The sequence below is a fragment of the Streptacidiphilus sp. ASG 303 genome, from assembly GCF_020991365.1.
Lineage (GTDB): Bacteria > Actinomycetota > Actinomycetes > Streptomycetales > Streptomycetaceae > Peterkaempfera.
In genome coordinates this window covers 30,269-49,111 of the sequence record NZ_JAJLRA010000008.1, presented here as the reverse complement: position 1 = coordinate 49,111, position 18,843 = coordinate 30,269, and the positions used below count along the sequence as shown (strand labels likewise).

The 18,843-nt window shown below is 77.2% G+C and carries 17 protein-coding genes and 3 tRNA genes; 16 read left to right on the top strand and 4 right to left on the bottom strand.

The window, feature by feature from the left end; genetic code table 11:
* The first annotated feature begins 35 nt into the window (after positions 1 to 35).
* The 6 genes from LO771_RS13150 (at position 36) to LO771_RS13125 (ending at position 5,969) form a co-directional block, all read left to right on the top strand.
* Positions 36 to 1,322 (top strand): hypothetical protein, encoded by a 1,287-nt coding sequence (locus LO771_RS13150; RefSeq protein ID WP_230651788.1) that lies wholly within the window; start codon positions 36 to 38, stop codon positions 1,320 to 1,322.
* The gene (locus tag LO771_RS13145) at positions 1,319 to 2,989 is read left to right on the top strand and encodes a hypothetical protein (protein WP_230651785.1); all 1,671 of its coding nucleotides are present in this window, start codon (positions 1,319 to 1,321) and stop codon (positions 2,987 to 2,989) included. Before LO771_RS13150 ends, LO771_RS13145 begins: the two co-directional genes overlap by 4 nt.
* 7 nt (positions 2,990 to 2,996) lie before the next feature.
* Entirely contained in the window at positions 2,997 to 4,349 is a 1,353-nt protein-coding gene (locus LO771_RS13140) for an AAA family ATPase (protein ID WP_374228163.1), read from the top strand.
* Between the two features lie 265 nt (positions 4,350 to 4,614).
* Entirely contained in the window at positions 4,615 to 4,986 is a 372-nt protein-coding gene (locus LO771_RS13135; protein ID WP_230651782.1) for a hypothetical protein, read from the top strand.
* Between the two features lie 313 nt (positions 4,987 to 5,299).
* Complete coding sequence (locus LO771_RS13130; protein WP_230651779.1) at positions 5,300 to 5,878, top strand: bifunctional DNA primase/polymerase; 579 nt, start codon at positions 5,300 to 5,302, stop codon at positions 5,876 to 5,878.
* An 18-nt stretch (positions 5,879 to 5,896) separates the two neighbouring features.
* Positions 5,897 to 5,969: transfer RNA gene (locus LO771_RS13125), tRNA-Lys, on the top strand.
* A gap of 97 nt (positions 5,970 to 6,066) precedes the next feature.
* Here LO771_RS13125 and LO771_RS13120 read toward each other — a convergent pair.
* Positions 6,067 to 7,263 (bottom strand): acyl-CoA dehydrogenase family protein, encoded by a 1,197-nt coding sequence (locus tag LO771_RS13120; protein ID WP_230651777.1) that lies wholly within the window; start codon positions 7,261 to 7,263, stop codon positions 6,067 to 6,069.
* A gap of 165 nt (positions 7,264 to 7,428) precedes the next feature.
* Here LO771_RS13120 and LO771_RS13115 point away from each other — a divergent pair.
* A tRNA-Lys gene (locus tag LO771_RS13115) sits at positions 7,429 to 7,501 on the top strand.
* A 260-nt stretch (positions 7,502 to 7,761) separates the two neighbouring features.
* Here LO771_RS13115 and LO771_RS13110 read toward each other — a convergent pair.
* Both LO771_RS13110 and LO771_RS13105 read right to left on the bottom strand, forming a co-directional pair.
* Positions 7,762 to 8,838 (bottom strand): nitrous oxide reductase family maturation protein NosD, encoded by a 1,077-nt coding sequence (locus tag LO771_RS13110; protein WP_230651774.1) that lies wholly within the window; start codon positions 8,836 to 8,838, stop codon positions 7,762 to 7,764.
* Between the two features lie 439 nt (positions 8,839 to 9,277).
* Complete coding sequence (locus tag LO771_RS13105; RefSeq protein ID WP_230651771.1) at positions 9,278 to 9,643, bottom strand: hypothetical protein; 366 nt, start codon at positions 9,641 to 9,643, stop codon at positions 9,278 to 9,280.
* 468 nt (positions 9,644 to 10,111) lie between these two features.
* Here LO771_RS13105 and LO771_RS13100 point away from each other — a divergent pair, with 468 nt between their 5' ends.
* The 6 genes from LO771_RS13100 to LO771_RS13075 all read left to right on the top strand — a co-directional run bounded on the left by LO771_RS13100 (position 10,112) and on the right by LO771_RS13075 (position 14,845).
* Entirely contained in the window at positions 10,112 to 10,624 is a 513-nt protein-coding gene (locus tag LO771_RS13100; protein WP_230651769.1) for a DUF4232 domain-containing protein, read from the top strand.
* A gap of 44 nt (positions 10,625 to 10,668) precedes the next feature.
* Positions 10,669 to 10,741: transfer RNA gene (locus LO771_RS13095), tRNA-Lys, on the top strand.
* Between the two features lie 251 nt (positions 10,742 to 10,992).
* Complete coding sequence (locus tag LO771_RS13090; protein WP_230651766.1) at positions 10,993 to 12,096, top strand: DMT family transporter; 1,104 nt, start codon at positions 10,993 to 10,995, stop codon at positions 12,094 to 12,096.
* A 67-nt stretch (positions 12,097 to 12,163) separates the two neighbouring features.
* Positions 12,164 to 12,655 (top strand): GNAT family N-acetyltransferase, encoded by a 492-nt coding sequence (locus LO771_RS13085; protein WP_230651763.1) that lies wholly within the window; start codon positions 12,164 to 12,166, stop codon positions 12,653 to 12,655.
* 289 nt (positions 12,656 to 12,944) lie between these two features.
* Positions 12,945 to 14,012, top strand: coding sequence for a ParA family protein (locus LO771_RS13080; protein ID WP_230651760.1), 1,068 nt, complete (start codon positions 12,945 to 12,947; stop codon positions 14,010 to 14,012).
* Positions 14,012 to 14,845, top strand: coding sequence for a ParB/RepB/Spo0J family partition protein (locus LO771_RS13075; protein ID WP_230651757.1), 834 nt, complete (start codon positions 14,012 to 14,014; stop codon positions 14,843 to 14,845). Before LO771_RS13080 ends, LO771_RS13075 begins: the two co-directional genes overlap by 1 nt.
* A gap of 577 nt (positions 14,846 to 15,422) precedes the next feature.
* Here LO771_RS13075 and LO771_RS13070 read toward each other — a convergent pair.
* The gene (locus LO771_RS13070) at positions 15,423 to 15,773 is read right to left on the bottom strand and encodes a chorismate mutase (protein ID WP_230651753.1); all 351 of its coding nucleotides are present in this window, start codon (positions 15,771 to 15,773) and stop codon (positions 15,423 to 15,425) included.
* A 141-nt stretch (positions 15,774 to 15,914) separates the two neighbouring features.
* Between LO771_RS13070 and LO771_RS13065 the strand changes: the two genes are divergently transcribed.
* From LO771_RS13065 to LO771_RS13055, 3 genes are all read left to right on the top strand, one after another.
* Positions 15,915 to 16,973 (top strand): SMP-30/gluconolactonase/LRE family protein, encoded by a 1,059-nt coding sequence (locus tag LO771_RS13065; protein ID WP_308188896.1) that lies wholly within the window; start codon positions 15,915 to 15,917, stop codon positions 16,971 to 16,973.
* 481 nt (positions 16,974 to 17,454) lie between these two features.
* Positions 17,455 to 18,222, top strand: coding sequence for a VOC family protein (locus LO771_RS13060; RefSeq protein ID WP_230651749.1), 768 nt, complete (start codon positions 17,455 to 17,457; stop codon positions 18,220 to 18,222).
* 101 nt (positions 18,223 to 18,323) lie between these two features.
* Positions 18,324 to 18,749 carry an OsmC family protein gene (locus tag LO771_RS13055; protein WP_230651746.1) on the top strand — a complete coding sequence of 142 codons (426 nt, stop codon included), beginning with the start codon at positions 18,324 to 18,326 and terminating at the stop codon, positions 18,747 to 18,749.
* Positions 18,750 to 18,843 lie beyond the last annotated feature (94 nt).

Below are 18,843 nucleotides of genomic sequence, written 5' to 3'. Positions count from 1 at the left end.
GTTTGTCGGCGGCGGATGCAAGACTGGCGCGCACCATGAACGACTCGCACCCCGGGTACGCGTCCCACGGGTCCGCCGAGCCCCCCGCGCAGCGGCTCGCCGGGCTGCGCGGCCCCGCGCCGCAGCGCAGCCTCGACGCCCGCGCCCTCGCCGCGCTCGCCGCCAACCCCGGCTGCCGCCGCCGCGCCCTGCTGGACGCCGCCGGGGTCGACAAGACGGTCCTCGCCGAGCGCCTGGGCAGTCCCGCGCCCTTCGGCCGGTCGCCGTTCGCCATCGCCCGCGGCAACGTCTTCGAGGCCCGGGTCAAGGCCGACGGGTACGCCGAGCTGCTGCTCCTCCTCCAGCGCCACCTCGGCCTGCCGGAGCCGGACGCGGACGGGGTCGCCGTACCGGACCTGCTGCCGCGGGCCGGTACGGCGGTGCGGGCCGAGCGGACCCGGCAGGCGCTGGCCGAGGCCGCCGCCCGGCCCGGCCGCTGGACGCTGCTGGACCACCCCATGCTCCGCCTGGACGTCGCCGGCTCCCCCGCCCACCTGGAGCCCGACGCCGTGGTGGTGCGCCCCGACGGCCGCTGGACGGTCGTGGAGATCAAGTCCTTCCCGATCCTGGACGGCTCCGCCGACCCCGCCAAGGTCGGCGCGGCGGCCCGCCAGGCGGCCGTGTACGTCCTGGCGCTGCGCGAGGCCGCGGCCGAGCTGGCCGGCGTCAAGCCGGGGGACGGCCCCTACGACGAGCCCGAGGGCCCGGCCGCGGCGCCCGACCCCACGGTGCTGCTGGTCTGCCCCCGGGACTTCTCCAACCGGCCCACCGCCGCCGTCGTCGACGTCCGCCGGGAGCTGGCGGTCACCCGCCGCCAGCTGCGGCGGATGACCCGCATCGACCGCATCCTCGACGCGCTCCCCGCCGACGCGGGCTTCGACCTGTCCACCGCCGACGACGGCACGCCCGCCCGCACCGACGGGCAGCTCGCCGACGCGGTCGCCGCCGTGCCCGCCGCCTACGCCCCCGACTGCCTGTCCACCTGCGAACTGGGCTTCCACTGCCGCCGGGAGGCCCGCTGCGCGGACGCGGTCGGACAGCTGGGCCGCTCCGTCCGCGGCGAGCTGGGCTCCCTGCGGACCGTCGGCGGGGCCCTGGCCGCGGCGGCGGGCGGCGTCCCGGGCCGCGGCGCCCGGGACGGCGGCGGCCCGGCCCACGACGGCGGCCCGGCCGACGGCGGCGCCGGCGGTCCGGCGGACGCCGTGGACGAGGCCGCCGCCCGCCTCGCCCGGGCGGCCGCGCTGCGCGCCGAGGCCCTCGCCGAGGGGGGCCTGCGCCCGTGAGCCTCCTGACCACCCTCGCCCGGCTGGAGGCCGTGCACCAGGACCGGGCGCAGCCGCTGGCGACCGTCCGGCACCGCCACCTCTCCGACCGCCCCATGGTCGTCGTGCCGCTCGCCGCCGCCGGCGAGGACGGCGCACCGCTCGCGGCCATGCTCGGCACCGACCGCGACGCACCGCGGCTCCACGTGGTGCCGCAGCCCCTCGACCGCGACCAGCGCTTCGCCTTCCTCGCGGCGCTCGCCGGCGACCTGCTGCCCTACCTGGAGGGCTACGGCGAGGAGACCGAGCAGGTCGAGGGCACCGAGAAGGACCCGGAGACCGGGGAGCGGCTCCCCGTGGTGCGCGAGCTGTGCGCGGACGCCCCGCAGCTGGTCGTCCCCAACAGCGCGGGCGTCCACCACCTGGGCCTGCTCGGCCGCTCCACGCGGTTCCGCCGCACCGCCGACGACGCGGACGCCGGGCCCTACCCCGTGCCGAGCCGGGTGCCGCTGCTCGGCCGCTGGCTCACCCACCTGCGGGAGCGCGCCGAGGTGCCCGGCTCCTCGATGCTGCTCGCCATGACGGCGCTGCTCGGCCGCCACTGGGCCACCGGCCAGTCCCACCTGGAGGACCAGCACCTGGGCGCCCTGCTCGCCTGGATCGCCCCGCCGCCCGGTCTGGGCGGCGCCGAGGCCGCCCGGTACGCCGAGTCCGCCCGCGACGGGCGCGGACAGCTGCACTGCCCGCCCGCCGGACCGGCCACCGACCCCCGCTTCGACGAGAAGCTGCTCGGCCCCGCCGTCGCCCGCCACGACGCCGCCCGTGCGGCCCTGCGCGCGGCCCCGCCCGGTGAGGCGGCACGGGCGGAGGCCCACGTGCGGCGGACCGCCGACGAGGTCCGCGGCCTCCTGGAGCAGGTGCTGCGGCCCACCTGGGACCAGGTCTGGCGGGGCCTCGACCTGCTGCGCGCGCTGCCGCCCGGCGCCCGTGTGGCGGAGCGGTGGGAGGGCGACCGCTGGTCCTACACCGGCCACCGCGAGCGGCTCGCCGCCGGGGAGCCGCCGCAGCCCCGGTTCGACGACGCGGTCACCGCCGCCCGCAAGCTGGCGCAGCGCGAGCGCGAGCAGGCGAGGCTGGACCTCCAGGAGGCCCTGGACGACCCGCTGGCGATGGCCGAGCACCGCCTCTCCGGCGAGGCCTTCGCCGGGACCGTGGAGGCCGTCGAGGCGGCGTACGACACCTCGGGCCGCACCCCCAAGCCCCGGCCGCTGGTCACCGTGCGCACCGGCGACCGCCCGCACGCCGACCCCGGCCGGGAGGTGCACCGGGTGTGGGGGCCGCCGGGCGAGGACGGGGCGGCGCCCGCCGCGCAGAAGGCCGAGGTCGTGCGGCACGACCCCGCCGAGGGCACCGTCGTGCTGCGCCTCACCTCGGGGATGGGGCGGCGGAGGGAGCCCGAGCCGGGCACGGTGCCGCAGCCCGGCGACCGGGTCTGCTTCACCCTGTTCGAGCTCTCCGTGCGGCAGGCCGCGCCGCTGCCCGACCCGCAAAACACCCCCTGGACGCACGGCGGTCCGCCCGGCTCGGCCTCCGCCGTGCCCGGCCCGCGCCCCGGCGGGCCGCACACCGGCGGTCCGCACACCGGCGGTCCGGCCGCGGCCGCCGCGGCCGACGAGGAATGGGAGTAGCCCGACCGTGAACCCCGCCGACCCCACCGCCTCCCCCGGGGCGGCCGCCGACCGGGTCACCGCCGAGATCCTCGCCGCCGTGCTCTCCGGCACCGAGCGCGGCGTGGTGGTCGACTCCCCGCCCGGCGCCGGCAAGTCCACCCTCGTCGTGCGTGCGGCCCGCGAGCTGGTCGCCGCCGGCGAGCGGCTGATGATCGTGGCGCAGACCAACAGCCAGGTCGACGACCTGGTGGACCGGCTCGCCACGGCCGCCCCCGACCTGCCGGTGGGCCGCCTGCACAGCAGCGACGGCCGGCCCGCGCCGGAGGCGCTGCGGCACGCGGGGGTCACCGCCTCGCCCCGGATCGGCGACCTCGCCGAGCAGCAGGTGGTGGTCTCCACCGCCGCCAAGTGGCAGTGGGTCAAGGACGTCGATCCGTGGCGGCACGCCATCGTCGACGAGGCGTACCAGATGCGGTCCGACGCGCTGCTGGCCGTGGCGCGGCTCTTCGAGCGGGCGCTGTTCGTGGGCGACCCCGGGCAGCTCGACCCGTTCACCGTGGTCGGCACCGACCAGTGGGCGGGCCTGTCCTGGGACCCCTCGCGCAGTGCGGTCACCGCGCTCCTCGACCACAACCCCGGCATCCGCCCGCACAACCTGCCGGTCTCCTGGCGGCTGCCGTACTCGGCGGCGGGGCTGGTCTCGCGGGCGTTCTACCCGTTCACGCCGTTCCGCTCCGGCACCGGCGAGGGCGACCGGCGCCTCACCGTGGGCGCGGCGGGCGACGGCGGGCCGGTGGACGCGGTGATCGACGAGGCCGCCGAGTCGGGCTGGGGGCTGCTGGAGCTTCCTGCCCGGCACACCGTGCGGACCGACCCCGAGGCCGTGCACGTCGTGGCGCGGACCGTGCGGCGGCTGCTGGACCGCGGCCTGGCCGCCGTCTCCGAGAAGGGCACGGCGCCGGTCACCGCCGACCGGATCGCGGTCGGCACCGCCCACCGGGACCAGGCCGCCGCCGTCCGGGCCGCCCTGACCGGCCTGGGCGTCCCCGTCGACGGGTCGCCGGGCCCCGCCGTCACCGTGGACACCGCCAACCGGCTCCAGGGGCGCGAGTACGACGTGACCGTGGTGCTGCACCCGCTGTCCGGCCGCCCGGACGCCACCGCCTTCCACCTGGAGACGGGGCGGCTGTGCGTGCTGGCCTCCCGGCACCGGCACGCCTGCATCGTGGTGGCACGGGCCGGCATCGCCGAACTGCTGGACGAGCACCCGTCGACCGAGCCGGTGCAGCTGGGCGTGAGCGTGAAGTTCCCCGACGGCTGGGAGGCGAACCACGCCGTCCTGGCACACCTGGCCGAGCACCGCGTCGGCCTGCGGTGAGCCGGGCGGCGGGGCGGCGGGGCGGGTGGGGGCGGGGCGGGCGCCGCTCCCCCGCGCGCCGGGAGGCCCTGTGCGCCGGGCCGCCCGCCGTACCGGCGCGCGCCGCGCATACGGCGGCACCCGGCGAGGAATACCACCGTGGGGGTGAGCCGTTGTGCCTGCGTCGCCCCTGCGCGTCACGGCCGACGCCGGATCAGGCACGTCCGGCGGATCGGCCACTCGACGTGTCCGCAGGAACCCGCCCCGCCACCCCATGGAGGTGCCCATGTCCGACCCGGCCGACCGCCAGCGCTCTGCGGAGGGCGCAGGAGCCGCCCGGCGGTTCCGCCCGGCCCCGCTGCTCTTCGAACCGCGCGCGGGCGAGGCCGAGGCCGAGCACTTCTTCGACCTGGAGTCGATCGAGGACCCGGGGGAGCTGCTACGCCGCTCGACCGAACTGGCCCTCGCCTTCCGGGCCGCGGCGGAGCGGGCCACCGACTTCCAGGCGGTGGCCGCCGCCGAACTGGCCGACCCGCGCCGCTTCGACGCGCTGAGCTGCGCCGAGATCGCCGACCGCGCGGACTGGACGCCGGACTACGCCGCCAAGATGGTCGAGTACGGGCGCGTCCTGCAGAAGCAGGGGCGCACGGCGGAGTGAGGACCGCGGGGGCCGTGAGCACGGCGAGGACGGTGAGGACGGCGGTGCCCGCGAGGACGGCCGGAGCCCCGGGCACGGCCCTCCCGGCGGCCCCTGCGGAGTGAGCGGTGCGAGGGGCGTCCGTGCGGGTCCGCCCGCCGGGCCCCGGCCTGCGGGCGCCCCTCCGGCGCGGGGTCGCGGCGGCCGGTGGACGTCCCGCGGCCGCCGACCTCCGGCATATGCGGGTGGAAGGGTACGCCGCGCCCGGGGGTCCTGTCCGGCAAACCCCGCTTCCCGCCGCACACGAACGGCACGGCCGGTACATCTGCTGTCCGTGGACATCTGGACGTATGAATCCGTGGAGTACGTCACCGTGGCCGGAGAGGCCTGGCTGGCGTCCGCGAGCGAGTACCCGCGCAGCATCCAGGCCCTGTGGCGGGAACGCCCCTGGGCCGCCACCGTCCTGCCCTGCGGCCGCGTCTTCGACGTGGTCAGCCTGCCGGGGCTGCCGGGGCGGCGTGTCCTCGAGGAGCTGTGGACGACCGGGCCCGGATGCGGACCCGCCGCCTCCTACCGGGGCCGGCTGCTGCTCTTCGCCCGGCCCGGCACCGCCGAGCGGCTGAGCCCGCTGCTGCGCTGGGAGGAGTGGGGCCCCGGCACTCCCGCGGCGCTCTGCCACGGTGCGGGCGACGCCGTGACCGTGCCCCCGCTGCAGCGCATGGTCGACGCCCCCGACTCCCCCGGGCTCGGCTCGGGGCGCTGGATCGTCGCCCCGGACCAGCGGGAGCCGTGGCTCCCGGACGCGGGGGTGCTGCTGCGCGCCTGCATGCGCGCCGCCCGGCGCACGGCCCGGGAGCGCATGCTCCCGGCGCGCGGGGAGAACCGATTTCAGTCGGAGGGGGCCGACTGCTAGAGTCTGCGGTGTCGGTGAGCGCCGCTAGCTCAACTGGCAGAGCAGCTGGCTCTTAACCAGCGGGTTCGGGGTTCGAGTCCCTGGCGGCGCACACAACGGGAAGGGCGTCCTCCTCACGGGGGGCGCCCTTCTCCGTGCATCGGGGGCGGGCCGGGGAGGCGGCGGGCCGGCGGCCCGCCGCCCGGACCTCAGTGGAAGGCGTCGAGCCCGGTGAGGGCCTTGCCGACGATCAGCTGGTGCATCTCCACGGTGCCCTCGTAGGTCAGCACGGACTCCAGGTTGGCGGCGTGCCGCATCACCGGGTACTCCAGGCTGATGCCGTTGGCCCCCAGGATCGTGCGGGCGGTCCGGGCGATGCCCATCGCCTCCCGGACGTTGTTGAGCTTGCCGTAGCTGACCTGCTCGGCACGCAGCCGCCCCGCGTCCATCCGGCGCCCGAGGTGGAGGGCGAGCAGCAGGGCCTTCTGCAGTTCCAGGGACATGTCGGCGAGCTTGGCCTGGGTCAGCTGGAAGCCGCCGATCGGCCTGCCGAACTGCACCCGGCTGCCCGCGTAGTCCAGCGCGGCCTCGAAGCAGCTGCGGCCGGCGCCCACCGCGCCCCAGACGATGCCGTAGCGGGCCTGGTTGAGGCAGCCGAGCGGCCCGCGGAGCCCGGTGACGCCGGGGAGGACCGCGTCGGCGGGCAGCCGCACCCCGTCGAGGACCAGCTCGCTGGTGACGGAGGCGCGCAGCGACGCCTTGTGCCTGATCTCCGGGGCGGAGAAGCCGGGGGTGCCCGCGGGGACCAGGAAGCCCCGGACGCCCTCGTCGGTCTGCGCCCACACGACCGCCACCCCGGCCACCGAGCCGTTGGTGATCCACATCTTGCGGCCGTCGAGCACCCAGTCGCCGCCCGCGTCGCGGCGGGCCCGGGTCCGCATCGAGGCGGGGTCGGAGCCGTGGTCGGGCTCGGTGAGGCCGAAGCAGCCGATCACCTCGCCGGCCGCCATGCCGGGCAGCCACCGCTGCTTCTGCTCCTCCGACCCCCACCGGTGGATCGCGTACATGGCCAGCGAGCCCTGCACCGACACCAGGGAGCGGATGCCGGAGTCGCACGCCTCCAGCTCCAGGCAGGCCAGGCCGTACTGCACGGCGGAGGCGCCCGCGCAGCCGTACCCCTCCAGGTGCATGCCGAGGGCGCCGAGCGCGCCCAGCTCCTTCGCCAGCTCGCGGACCCCGGGCAGCTCGCCGCGCTCGTACCAGTCGGCGACGTACGGGGCCACGCGGTCGGCGCACCAGCGGCGCACGGTGTCCCGGACCGCCCGCTCCTCCTCGTCGAGCAGGTCGTCCACCCCGAGCGGGTCGCGGGGGTCGAAGGGCGGAAGGGGGGCGGGCGCGGCGCTCATGGGCGGCTCCTCCGGGGGACGGGCGGCGGTGGCGGGCGGTGACGGGCGGGCCGGCAGCGTGCCGGGCGGCCCGGGGGCCACGCTCGCAGGTCGGCGGCCGTGCGTCGAGGGGCGGGCCGATTCGGCGATCCGCCGCGGCACCGTGTACAGTCTCCTGGTCAGCGGGCGCCGCTAGCTCAACTGGCAGAGCAGCTGGCTCTTAACCAGCGGGTTCGGGGTTCGAGTCCCTGGCGGCGCACTGTGCAGGACCGAGGGCCCTTCCCCGTCACGGGGAAGGGCCCTCGTCGTGTCGGAGGCCGCAGCCCGCGCGCCCGCCGTCCCGGTGGCGCGGGCCGGTCCGGGAGCGCCGGGAGCGGCCGGGACGCGGGGCGACGCCGCCTTCCGCCGCCGGGGCCCGCCCGGCACCGCGGCGGCGGGGCACCGGGCGTGCGCGCCCCGGCTGCGGGTCCGGGCGGGTCCGGGCGGGCCGGGCTGCGGGCCGGGACCGGTGAGCCCGCGTCAGCAGCGCCCGGCGGGCTGCGACACCTCGCACCGGTTGTCGTCGAAGACGTTGTCCGTGCCCTTGTCGCGGTCGGCGAGGTCGGCCGGCTGGTTGCCGGTGGCCGTGTTGCCGCCGATCGTGTTCCGCGAGCTGGCCACCCCGACGAAGCTCGGGAAGAGCACGATGCCGCCGGAGAGCGGGGACGCGCCGCGGTTGTCCCGGACGTCGTTGCCGACGACCCGCACCTCCTCCACGCCCGTGAGGACGATGCCGGCGCCCTGCATCACGGGGAGCCGGGCGGTCGACGGGCAGTAGCGGTTGTTCTCCCAGACCCGGTTGGAGCGCACCGCCAGCTTCCCGGCCCGGGGGATGCCCTCGTCGCCGACGACGAAGATCCCGGCGCAGTTGCCGATGACGGCGTTGCGCTCCACCACGAGGTCCTGCAGGCGCCGCACGGTGATGCCCACACGGTTGCCCGAGAGCCGGTTGCCGCTCACCACCGCGCCCTCCGCGTCGGTGGCGCCGCCCTCCTCGGTCACCGTGTTGGCGAGGAAGATGCCGGTCTCCGCGTTGTCAGCGGCGGTGTTGTCCCGGAAGACGCCGCGCACCGACCGGTCCTGACGGATGCCGTGCTCGCCGTTGCCGCGCGAGACGACGCCGCGCACCGACAGGCCGTCGGTCCAGGTCGCCATGACGCCGTCCTTGGTGAAACCGGAGACGGAGAACGACCGGAGGCGGACGCCCGCCAGGGGGTGCCCGGGGGTTCCGGTGACGCAGACGCCGTGCCCTGCTGCGGCACATGCGCCGGTGCCCGCCGCCGCAGCGGGCACGAAGCGGGTGGCCGGGCCGGAGCCCACGAGGGTCACGCCGTCGGTGCGGATGTCGACGCTCCCCCGGTAGACGCCCGCCGGCACGAAGACGATGTCCCCGGGGGCGGCCCGGTCCACCGTCTGCTGGACCGTCTCCCCCGGCCGGACCACCAGCACCGTCGAGGCGCGCGCGGGTGCGGGCGCGGCGGCGCCCACCGCGGCGAGGACGGCGAGGGCGACGGGGCCGCAGGCCCCGCGGAGGTGTGTGAGCTTTCGTAGGCGCATCGGTGGTGACCTGCTTCCCCTGGTGTGTGGCCCGCTGCCGGCTGCGGGCCGGAGCACCCGCACCCGGTCGAAGCTACGCAGGGCGCACAGGTCGCGCACGCGCTGTCACCCTCCGGGCGCAGGAGGTGACCGCCGGGTGGCGGACATGACGGCGCGTCGGGCGGGATCCGCGCCGGGCCGGGCGGTCCGGGTGCCGAGGGGGGTGCGGGGCCGGGGTGCGGGGCCGGGGTGCCGTCGGACGGGCCCTCGGCACCGGCCCGGCCCGGCCCGGGCCGTGGGGTCGGCAGGGCACCGGGGGCCGACGGCTGCAGGGGGCCCGGGGTCGGGAAACCGGCCGCCGGTCACCCGCCGACGTGCACGGCAGCGGTGGACGGGGGCGCGGTGGACGGGGCCGCGGCGGGCGAGGCCGGGAGCGGCAGGATGCGGACCGGGAGTCCCGTCAGCCGTCGAGGCGGCGGACCGCACCGCCCGCGCCGACCGCGTACAGGTCGACCCCCAGCAGTCCGCGGACCCGCGCGGAGACCCGCAGGGCCGCCTCCACCGCGCCCTCCGGGACGACGACGGCGTACCGGGTGCCCGGGTTGTCGTCCATCCGGCGCAGCAGCCGGCCGTAGGCGGTGTCGAGGTCGCGGTCCGCGTCGGCGGTGTCCTCCTGAACCTCCGCCAGCAGGCGCGCGCCGTCGGCGTGCCACGCCTCGACGTCGACGCAGTCGTGGTCGCAGTGCTCGTCCAGGATCTTCCAGCCGTGACCGCGCAGCCAGCCCTCGAAGGACTCCTGCATCCGACCTGCGCCACCGCTGTCCATGCACCCAGGATGCGGCAGCCGGACGCGCCGCGCGACCGGCGGCGGGCGCCGGGAGCAGCGCGGGCGCGGCACCGGGCGCGGGGCGCGACGGGCCGGTCACCGCCGTGTCACAGCCCGGCACGGCCGCAACCCGCCCGGCGGCGGCCGCGTGGATGCGGACGACGGCCGGAGCGGCCGCCGGAGGACGGACGACAGGGGGACGCGGTCATGGCGAGGACTCGAGGGTACGGGGCGGTCCGGGGTCTGGGGGCGGTCCGGGGGGCCGCGGTGCTGGCGGCGGCGGGCGGGCTCCTGACGGCGTGCGGTCCGGGGACGGTCGGGGCGGCCGCCCCGGGTACGGCGGCTCCGTCGCGTGCGGCGTCCGCCTCCCCGGCCCCCTCGGGACGCCCCTCGGGCACCGCGGAGCCCGGCGGCCCGGCGTCGCGCCCTGCTGCTCCCGCACCGTCGGCGTCCGCACCGTCGGCGCCCGTGCCGTCGGCGCCCGCGTCCCAGGGGCCGGCGGACGGCGCGTCGGGCCGCCCGGCCCCCGGCGGGACCGCCTCGGCCGCCTGCTCCCCCGGCGGGCTCGCCGCCTCCGGCGCCCGGCGGCTGGAGCCCTCCAACCCCGACGGGACCTACGCGGTGCTGGTCTCCCTCACCAACCGCGGGCCCGGCTCCTGCGTGCTGCAGGGCTTCCCCTCCGTCGCGGTCGCCGGGCAGGGCGACCCGCGCCGCAACCGTCCGCTGCGGACCGTCCGCGAAGGGGCGGCGCGGCCGGTGCGGCTGGCCCCGGGCGGCAGGGCCTGGGTGCGGGTCACCCTGGTGTCGGTGCTGGGCGAGGGCGACGGCTACTGCGCGTCAGGCGCGACCCCGGTGGCACCGCCCTCGCTCGTGCTGGGGGTCCCGGGCGGCGGGATCCAGGTGGGGATGGCGGACGGCGGGCTCTTCGCGGAGTGCGACGACCGGGCGCGGACCACGGCCTTCCTGGCCGACCGGCCGTGAACGGGAGCACCCGCCGGATGCGGTAGAGTTCTTCCCGCAGGTGAGCGCCGCTAGCTCAACTGGCAGAGCAGCTGGCTCTTAACCAGCGGGTTCGGGGTTCGAGTCCCTGGCGGCGCACATGCGGTACCGAGGGCCCCTCCGTGGAGACACGGAGGGGCCCTCGGCGTCTCCGGGCGGCGGGGAGCGGGCGGCGGCCGTACCGCGCGGTGCCGCCGCCCACGACCGTCGGCGCCCGACGGGCCGCGTCCGACGGGCCGTATCCGGCTGGCGGGTGGACCGACGGGAGCCCGACGGTGCCGCGGGGAACACCGCCGCATCCATCCTGACCTGCGAAGCAGCCCGCAGCACGCCCCTGCCAGAATGGCCGGATGCCCGATTCAGAGACACACGGCGGGTCCGCGCCGCACTCCGGCAGAGCCGGCGGACTCGCCCTCGCCCTGCTGTCCGCGTTCGCCTTCGGCGGTTCGGGGACGGCGGCGAAGCCGCTGATCTCCGCGGGCCTCGACCCCCTCCACGTGGTGTGGCTGCGGGTGGCCGGTGCGGCCCTGGTGCTGCTGCCGGTCGCGGTGCGGCACCGGGGCGAACTGCGGCGGCGGCCCGGGCTGCTGGTCGGGTTCGGACTGCTGGGGGTGGCCGGCGTCCAGGCGTTCTACTTCGCGTCCATCTCCCGGATCCCGGTCGGGGTGGCCCTCCTGATCGAGTACCTGGGGCCGCCGCTGCTCCTGGGGTGGGTGCGGTTCGTCCAGCGGAGGCCGGTCACCCGGGCGGCCGCGCTCGGCGCGGTGCTGGCGGTGGGCGGCCTGGGGTGCGTGGTCGAGGTCTGGTCCGGTCTGGGCTTCGACCCGCTCGGGGTGCTGCTGGCGCTGGGGGCGGCCTGCTGCCAGGTCGGGTACTTCGTGCTCTCGGACGCCGGGAGCGGCGGCGGCGAGCCCGTGGACCCGCTGGCCGTCAGCGCGTACGGGCTGCTGGTGGGCGCGGTGGCGCTGACCGCGGTGGCGCGTCCGTGGCAGACGGAGTGGCACGTGCTGGGCGGCTCGGTGGCGATGGGCGGCGAACGGGTTCCGGCCCTGCTGCTGGTGGCCTGGGTGGTGCTGGTGGCGACCGTCCTGGCGTACCTGACCGGCGTGGTGGCGGTGCGTCGCCTGTCGCCTCCGGTGGCAGGGGTGGTGGCCTGCCTGGAGGCGGTGGTCGCCACGGTCGCGGCGTGGGTCCTGCTGGACGAGCACCTGGGGGTGCCCCAGGTGCTCGGCGGGCTGCTGGTGCTGGCGGGCGCGTTCATCGCGCAGACCTCGGCCTCGTCGGCCTCGTCGGCGCCGCCGGTGCCGGTGCCGGTGCCGGGGGCGCCGGAGGGGATGCCGGTGGCGTCGGTGCCGGCGGACGGCGGGCCGACCCCGGGGGCGGAGGCCTGCACCGGGGCAGATGCCTGCACCGGGGCGGACGGCCGGGAGGGCCGGGCCGGACGGCGGCTCTGAGGGCGGCCCCCGGGCCCGCCGAAATGCGCTGGCCGGTCCCCGGCCGCCTCGGGTAGGAGAGTGCGTCATGACGTCCTGGACCCTGGCCCCCGAGGCCTTCGACTCCCCCGACGCGACCGGTCTGCGCCGCGCCTACTACGACGAGGTGGCGAGCCGCTACTGGAGACGGCCCGCAACGCCCGAGGAGGTCGACCGGGGCCTGGCCGGGGACGGTGCCGAACTCCTCGCCCCGCCCACCGGGCAGTTCGTGGTCGGACGCCGCGGCGGTGAGGCCGCCGCCTGCGGCGGGGTCCTGATGCTGGACGACGGACGCGCCGAACTCACCCGCGTCTACCTGCGGCCCGCCTTCCGCGGCCGCGGGGGCGCGGGCCTCCTGCTGGAGGCGCTGGAGCACGAGGCGCGCACGCTCGGCGCCCGCCGGATGGTCCTGAACACCCGCCTCGACCTGGTCGAGGCCCGCGCACTGTACGCACGCCACGGTTACGCCGAGATCCCGGCATACTGCACGGGCCCGTACATGGAGGTCTGGTACGGCAAGGAGCTCGGCGCGGGCGCCTGACCGGGCCGCGGTGACGTGCGGCGGCCCGCGTCCGGGGGCGCGGAGGGCCCGGCCGGGCCCTCCGGCACGCATCGGCGCGGCTCCCGGACCGTGACGCGGCCACCGGTGGGCCGCCAAGTCCTGCTTCCGGAAAGGACGTTGGCCCCGCCCTCGGCCGAGGGCCGAACGAGGGGCGTGAACGGGGGCGTGCACCACGACACCGGGCGCGGGTGCGGGGTGCGCGCCGGTGGCACTGTCAGAGTGGCCGTACATCCTGAATGTCCGATTCGACATACCCCAGGGACGGTCCATGGCCCAGGTGCACGTGATCCTCAACCAGAAGGGCGGCGTGGGGAAGTCCACCCTCACCGTCAACCTCGCCGCCGTCACCGCCGACGTCCTCGGCGGGACCGCCGGCGAGGACCCGCCGGTCGTCGCGGTCTCCATCGACCCGCAGGGCTCCGCCGTGTGGTGGTCGGAGCGGGTGGGCGACGGGTTGCCCTTCGACTTCGTCCAGGCGCACGACGACCCCGCCGGGCTCGCGGCGCTCCACCTGATCCCCTCGGCCCGGCACGTCTTCGTCGACACCCCCGGCTGGCTCGACCTCTCCGGGCGCACCGACCCGGGTGAGCGGTGCCCCCTGGGCGAGGGGCCCGCCGCGGAGGCGCTGCGGGCCGTCCTCGACCACGCCCACGACGTGATCGTGCCCATCGAGCCGGAACCGCTGGGCTTCGAACCGACCCAGCGCACGATCGAGCGGGTGGTGAAGCCGCGCGGGCTGCCGTTCCGGGTCGTGGTCAACAACTGGGACCCGCGCGACGGACGGGCGGACCTGGAGCAGACCCGGGCCTTCGTCGAGGCCCAGGGGTGGCCGGTGGCCCGTACCGTGGTCCGGCACTACAAGCTCCACACCCGCGCCTCGGCCGACGGACTGGTCGTCACCCAGTACGGCGGCAACCGGGTCGCCCTGCAGGCCCGGGAGGACTTCTTCCGGCTCGCCCTGGAGGTCGGCCTCGGCGCCGCCGAACCCGTGGCCGCGGCAGCATCGGCAGCGGCGGGACCGGCGGCGGTGGTCGGCGGCATTCCCGCGCCGGCCGACGGCCGGGGCGGGCGGAGCGGGAAGGGCGTACGGAGCGGGCGGAACGCGCAGGCGTCGCAGCGCACGCCCGGCACAGCGGGCGCGGACCCGGCCACGTCCGCAGCCACGACCGCCCCGGCGTCCCTGGCCGGCGGGACCACGGCGGCACCGGCTGTCACATCGGCAGCCGCACCGGTCGTCACACCGGTCGTCACACCGGCCGAGCCCGTGAACGGCAGGCCGCCGCGGCCGAGGGGACGGCGGAAGCAGGCAGCCGCCGCCCGGAAGGGAGGCCGGTGATGGGGCGCCGCATCGACCTCGCCACCCTGCTCACGCCCGGGGCCACGGCAGTCCTGGTCCCGGCCACGACCGCAGCCGCAGCTACGACCACGGCCACGGTGGACGCCCGCCCCACCGTGCTGCCGCTCACCGCCCTGGCCGAGAACCCCGACAACCCGCGCGAGGAGCTGCGCGACCTGGAGGGCCTGGCCGACACCGTGCGGGAACGCGGTGTGCTCCAGCCGCTCGGCGTGGTGACCCGCGAGGCGTTCCTCCTCCACTACCCCCAGCACCGCCGTGCGGTGGGTGACGCGCCGTACGTCGTGCTGCACGGGCACCGGCGGCTGGCCGCCGCCCGGATGGCCGGGCTGACCGAGGTACCGGTGCACGTACGGGGGGACGCGCTCCACTCGGGTGAGGACGCGCTGATCGAGAACGTTCAGCGGGACGACCTCACCGAGCTGGAACAGGCCCGCGCGATCCAACGGCTGGTCGACGGCTACGCGTACTCGCAACGGGAGCTCGCCGCCCGGTTGGGAAAGTCCCAGGGGTTCATCTCGCAGCGGCTCGCCCTGCTGCGGCTGCGGCCCGAACTCCAGCAGGCACTCGCGGAGGGCGCCCTCGGTGTGGAGGACGCCCGGCGGATCGCACGGCTCCCCCAGGAGCAGCAGACCCTGCCGACTCCGGCAGCGCCCGCCCAACGCTCCCGCCGTCCGACGGCCTCTCCCCCGGCCCCGCAGGGCGATTACGCCGTAATCACCCTGGACACACCCGAGAACATCGCCGCGGCCCTGCGCCGCCACCTCACCCCGCGCCTGCTGGACCGTCTGATCGTCCTGCTCGCCGACGGCTGACCTCCGCAGAAGCATCCGCAGCCCCGGGGCCCGGCACACCGCCGGGCCCCGCGTCGGCCCTCCGAGCACGCCAGGACCGGCGGAACCAGGCGGCGGCCCCTCCGCCTGCCGCACCCCCGGACCGCCGCCAGATTCCAGCAGCCCGACAGTACGAGCGCGCCGGACGTACCGGACGAGGGCCCGTCCTGGCAGCCCGAAACACCACAGACACGGTTCCGGTGCAGTGCGCACGTATGCATCGTCATAACCGGGCCGACTCCGGGCATCGGTCACCACGTCCTCCCGGTGCGCGGCGACAGCGCCGGGACGCTCACGCCGCGACCGGGGAGCGATCCCGGCAGGCGCAGCGGGCCCTACGGGCCCAGCGGCAGGAGGAAACCCGGCAGCCGCCGCCGGACACCACGGCAGCCGCCAGCGCGTCGCGATCGCGGACCGGCGGACCTCACGCACCTTCCGACCCGGCGTCCGTGCCACAGCGCGCCCGGGCAGCCGGCTGCCCGCAGGCCCGAGGCCCGGGCTGAGGACGGGGCCGGGGCCAGGGCCCGAGCAGTGCCTGCGAGCGGACCCGGGCCGCGCATCAGGAGCGGGCGATGTCCTCGTGGTGGCGGATGACCTCGGCGATGATGAAGGTGAGGAACTTCTCCGCGAAGACCGGGTCCAGATGGGCGTCGGCGGCCAGGCCGCGCAGACGCTCGATCTGCCGCCGCTCGCGGTCCGGGTCGGCCGGGGGCAGCCGGTGCTCGGCCTTGAGGCGGCCGACCTGCTGCGTGCACTTGAACCGCTCGGCGAGCATGTGGACGACGGCGGCGTCGATGTTGTCGATGGACTGCCGCAGTCGCTCGAGCTCCGCCCGCACCGCCGGGTCCGCCACGCCGGCCCCGGTCTTCTCCGTGCTGTCGGCGGGGGCGGTGGTGGGCTGGTCCGTCATCGGGGCCTCTCCGGGCGTCGGGGCTTTCGCCGGCCGGTAATGGACGGGTGGGCGAACGCCACAGTAACAAGCATCTCGTCGCCCGGCCCGGCCGTCCGTAGTCTGGGCGCCGGCCGATACGCCCGCCGAGAGGAGCCCGTCGTGCCCCGTACCGCGCTGCAGCCGGTCGTGTGGAAGCCGCCCGCCCCCACCGGGCGCGCCCGGGAGCGAAAGGGGCCGCCCACTATGCCGCCGCCGGAGCTGCTGCCGATCAGCGGCGAGGGCCCGGAGGACGTGGTGGTGGACGCGGAGGGACGCCTGCTGTGCGGGGTGGCGGACGGCCGGATCCTGCGGCTCGGCCCGGACGGTTCGGTGGCGGAGACCGTCGCCGACATCGCTCCGGGACGCCCCGCCGGGCTCCAGCCGCTGCCCGACGGACGGCTCCTGGTCTGCGACGCCCGGCTGGGCCGGCTGCTGCGCGTCGACCCGGCGGCCGGCGCGGCGGTCGGTACGGCGGACCGGAAGGGCGCCGTGGAGGTGCTCGCGGACAGCATGGACGGCGAGCCGCTGAGGTTCTGCAGCAACGCCGTCACGGCCGCCGACGGCACGGTCTACTTCACCGAGTCCAGCCGCCGCTGGACGATCGACGACTGGAAGGCCGACATCCTGGAGCACTCGGGCACCGGACGGCTGCTGCGCGTGGGTCCGGACGGCGGCGAGCCGGAGGTGCTGCTGGAGGGACTGCAGTTCGCCAACGGGGTGGTACTGGGGCCGGACGAGGTCTGGGTGGCGGTGGCGGAGACCGGGGCGTACCGGGTGTCCCGGCTGTGGCTGGCCGGTGGGCGGGCCGGCGACCGCGACGTGCTGGTGGAGCTGCCCGGGTTCCCGGACAACATGTCCACCGGCCCGTCCGGGGTGGTCTGGATCGCCATGCCGAGCCACCGGGACCCGGTCCTGGACCTGCTGCACCGGACGCACCCGGCGGTGCGCCGCGCCGTGTGGGCGCTGCCGCCGCGGCTGCAGCCGGCCCCCGAACGCACCGTATGGGTGATCGGTGTCGACGCCGACGGGCGTGTCGTGCACGACCTGCAGGGGCCGGGTGACCGCTTCAGCCAGGTGACGGGGGTCTGCGAGCACGACGGGCGGCTCTACCTGGGCTCGCTGGTGGAGCGCGCGGTGGCCGTGGTTCCCCTGCCGGAGGCCGGCCGGGCCTCGGGCTGAGCAGGGCCGGGGCCGGCCAGGGCCGGGGCCGGCCAGGGCCAGGGCCGGCCAGGGCCAGGGCCGGCCAGGGCCAGGGCCGGGGCCGACCGGGCCTCGGGCCGGCCAGGGCCAGGGCCGGCCGGCTCCGGGGCCGACCTGACCGGCAGGCCCGCCCAGGGTCGTGAGGGCGGCTGCCTGCCGGGGAAAAGCGCTGCCGCAGGCCGGGCGGAAGGGGCGGTGCGCACGACACAGGGGCCGAGCGGCCGGGCGGGGGGGCAGGCGGGGAGGGGGCAGGCGGGACGGAACAGCCGCGACGACGGGTTCCCGGCCCCCCTCCGCGCCTCCCGGGGCACCCGCCCCGGCTGGCCGTCCACGGTCGGCGGCGGAGCGGTTGCGGGCCGCTGCCGACGGCCGGATTCTGGGCACGCGGAGCGACCGCACACGCCTGCGGGGAGCGACCCTCCCCGGGCGCGGAAGACCGGAGCAGCGAGGAAGAGACTCCATGCCCCCACGCGACTCGTACCCGGACGGCGCCCCCTGCTGGGCCGACCTGACCACGCCCGACCCGCAGGCCGCCCGCGCCTTCTACGGCCAGGTGATGGGGTGGGAGTTCGAGGACCTCGGCCCGGCCATGAACGGCTACACGATGTGCCGCAGCGGCGGGCGGCGGGTGGCCGGCCTGATGCCCCCGCCGCCGGGCGGCGAGGGCATGCCGTCGATGTGGAACGTCTACCTCGCGGCCTCCGACGTGGACGCGGTGTACGGCAGGGTCGCCGCAGCGGACGGCAAGCCCGTGATGGGGCCGCACGACGTGCCCGGCGCGGGGCGCATGGCGTACGCCTTCGACCCCGCGGGGGCGTCCTTCGGGCTGTGGCAGGCGGGCGGCCACACCGGCGCGGAGCTGGTCGGCGAGCCGGGCGCGCCGTGCTGGTACGAGCTGGAGACGTCGGAGGGCGCGGAGGCGGACGCCTTCTACCGCACGCTCTTCCCGTACGAGCAGGAGCAGATCGGGGACGGGCGCGAGTTCGACTACACGGCGTGGAAGGTGCCCGGCGGGGGCGACTCGCCCGTGTGCGGGCGCCACCGGACCGGTACGTCGGAGCCCCGCTGGTCGGTGTACCTGGCCGTGCCGGACGCCGACGCGGCGGCGGAGGCGGTGCAGCGGCTCGGCGGGCAGGTGCTGGTGGACCCGTTCGACTCCCCGCACGGCCGGATGGTGCCCTGCGCCGACCCGGCGGGCGCCCGGCTGACGCTGTGTCGCCTGCCCTGACGTCAGAGGTCCGGCGGAATCACCGGCATAGGGTGAGGTCGACCGGATGCGGATCCCAGCACAGCCCAGTCCAGCACAGCCCAGCACAGGAGGAACGGATCGTGGCAACCAAGCGAATCGCGCGTACGGCCTGGGAGGGCAACCTCCTGGAGGGCAGGGGGCAGGTGGCCTTCGCCTCCTCGGGCATCGGGGAGTTCCCCGTGTCCTGGCCGTCGCGCGCCGAGGAGCCGAACGGGAAGACCAGCCCGGAGGAGCTGATCGCGGGCGCCCACTCGGCGTGCTTCTCGATGGCCCTCTCGCACGGCCTGTCCGGTGCGGGCACCCCGCCCACCCGGCTCGACACCGAGGCCGAGGTGACCTTCCAGCCGGGCACCGGCATCACGGGAATCCACCTCACGGTGACCGGGCAGGTGCCGGGGCTGGACGAGGCGGGCTTCGCCAAGGCCGCCGAGGACGCCAAGGCCAACTGCCCCGTCAGCCAGGCGCTGTCGGGCACGACCATCACCCTCACCGCCCGCCTGGCCTGAGGGCACGGTCCCGTGTCCGGCGGACCGGTACGACGCGCCCGTGCCCACCGGGCGGGCGCACCCGGACCGCAGGCCGGACCGCAGGCGTGACCGT

Coding starts and splice junctions, on each gene's coding strand:
- LO771_RS13080 (WP_230651760.1), top strand. CDS start 12,945: ATGGCCCAGGTGCACGTGATCCTCAACCAGAAGGGCGGCGTGGGGAAG.
- LO771_RS13120 (WP_230651777.1), bottom strand. CDS start 7,263: ATGAGCGCCGCGCCCGCCCCCCTTCCGCCCTTCGACCCCCGCGACCCG.
- LO771_RS13070 (WP_230651753.1), bottom strand. CDS start 15,773: ATGACGGACCAGCCCACCACCGCCCCCGCCGACAGCACGGAGAAGACC.
- LO771_RS13075 (WP_230651757.1), top strand. CDS start 14,012: ATGGGGCGCCGCATCGACCTCGCCACCCTGCTCACGCCCGGGGCCACG.
- LO771_RS13060 (WP_230651749.1), top strand. CDS start 17,455: ATGCCCCCACGCGACTCGTACCCGGACGGCGCCCCCTGCTGGGCCGAC.
- LO771_RS13105 (WP_230651771.1), bottom strand. CDS start 9,643: ATGGACAGCGGTGGCGCAGGTCGGATGCAGGAGTCCTTCGAGGGCTGG.
- LO771_RS13150 (WP_230651788.1), top strand. CDS start 36: ATGAACGACTCGCACCCCGGGTACGCGTCCCACGGGTCCGCCGAGCCC.
- LO771_RS13135 (WP_230651782.1), top strand. CDS start 4,615: ATGTCCGACCCGGCCGACCGCCAGCGCTCTGCGGAGGGCGCAGGAGCC.
- LO771_RS13110 (WP_230651774.1), bottom strand. CDS start 8,838: ATGCGCCTACGAAAGCTCACACACCTCCGCGGGGCCTGCGGCCCCGTC.
- LO771_RS13090 (WP_230651766.1), top strand. CDS start 10,993: ATGCCCGATTCAGAGACACACGGCGGGTCCGCGCCGCACTCCGGCAGA.
- LO771_RS13085 (WP_230651763.1), top strand. CDS start 12,164: ATGACGTCCTGGACCCTGGCCCCCGAGGCCTTCGACTCCCCCGACGCG.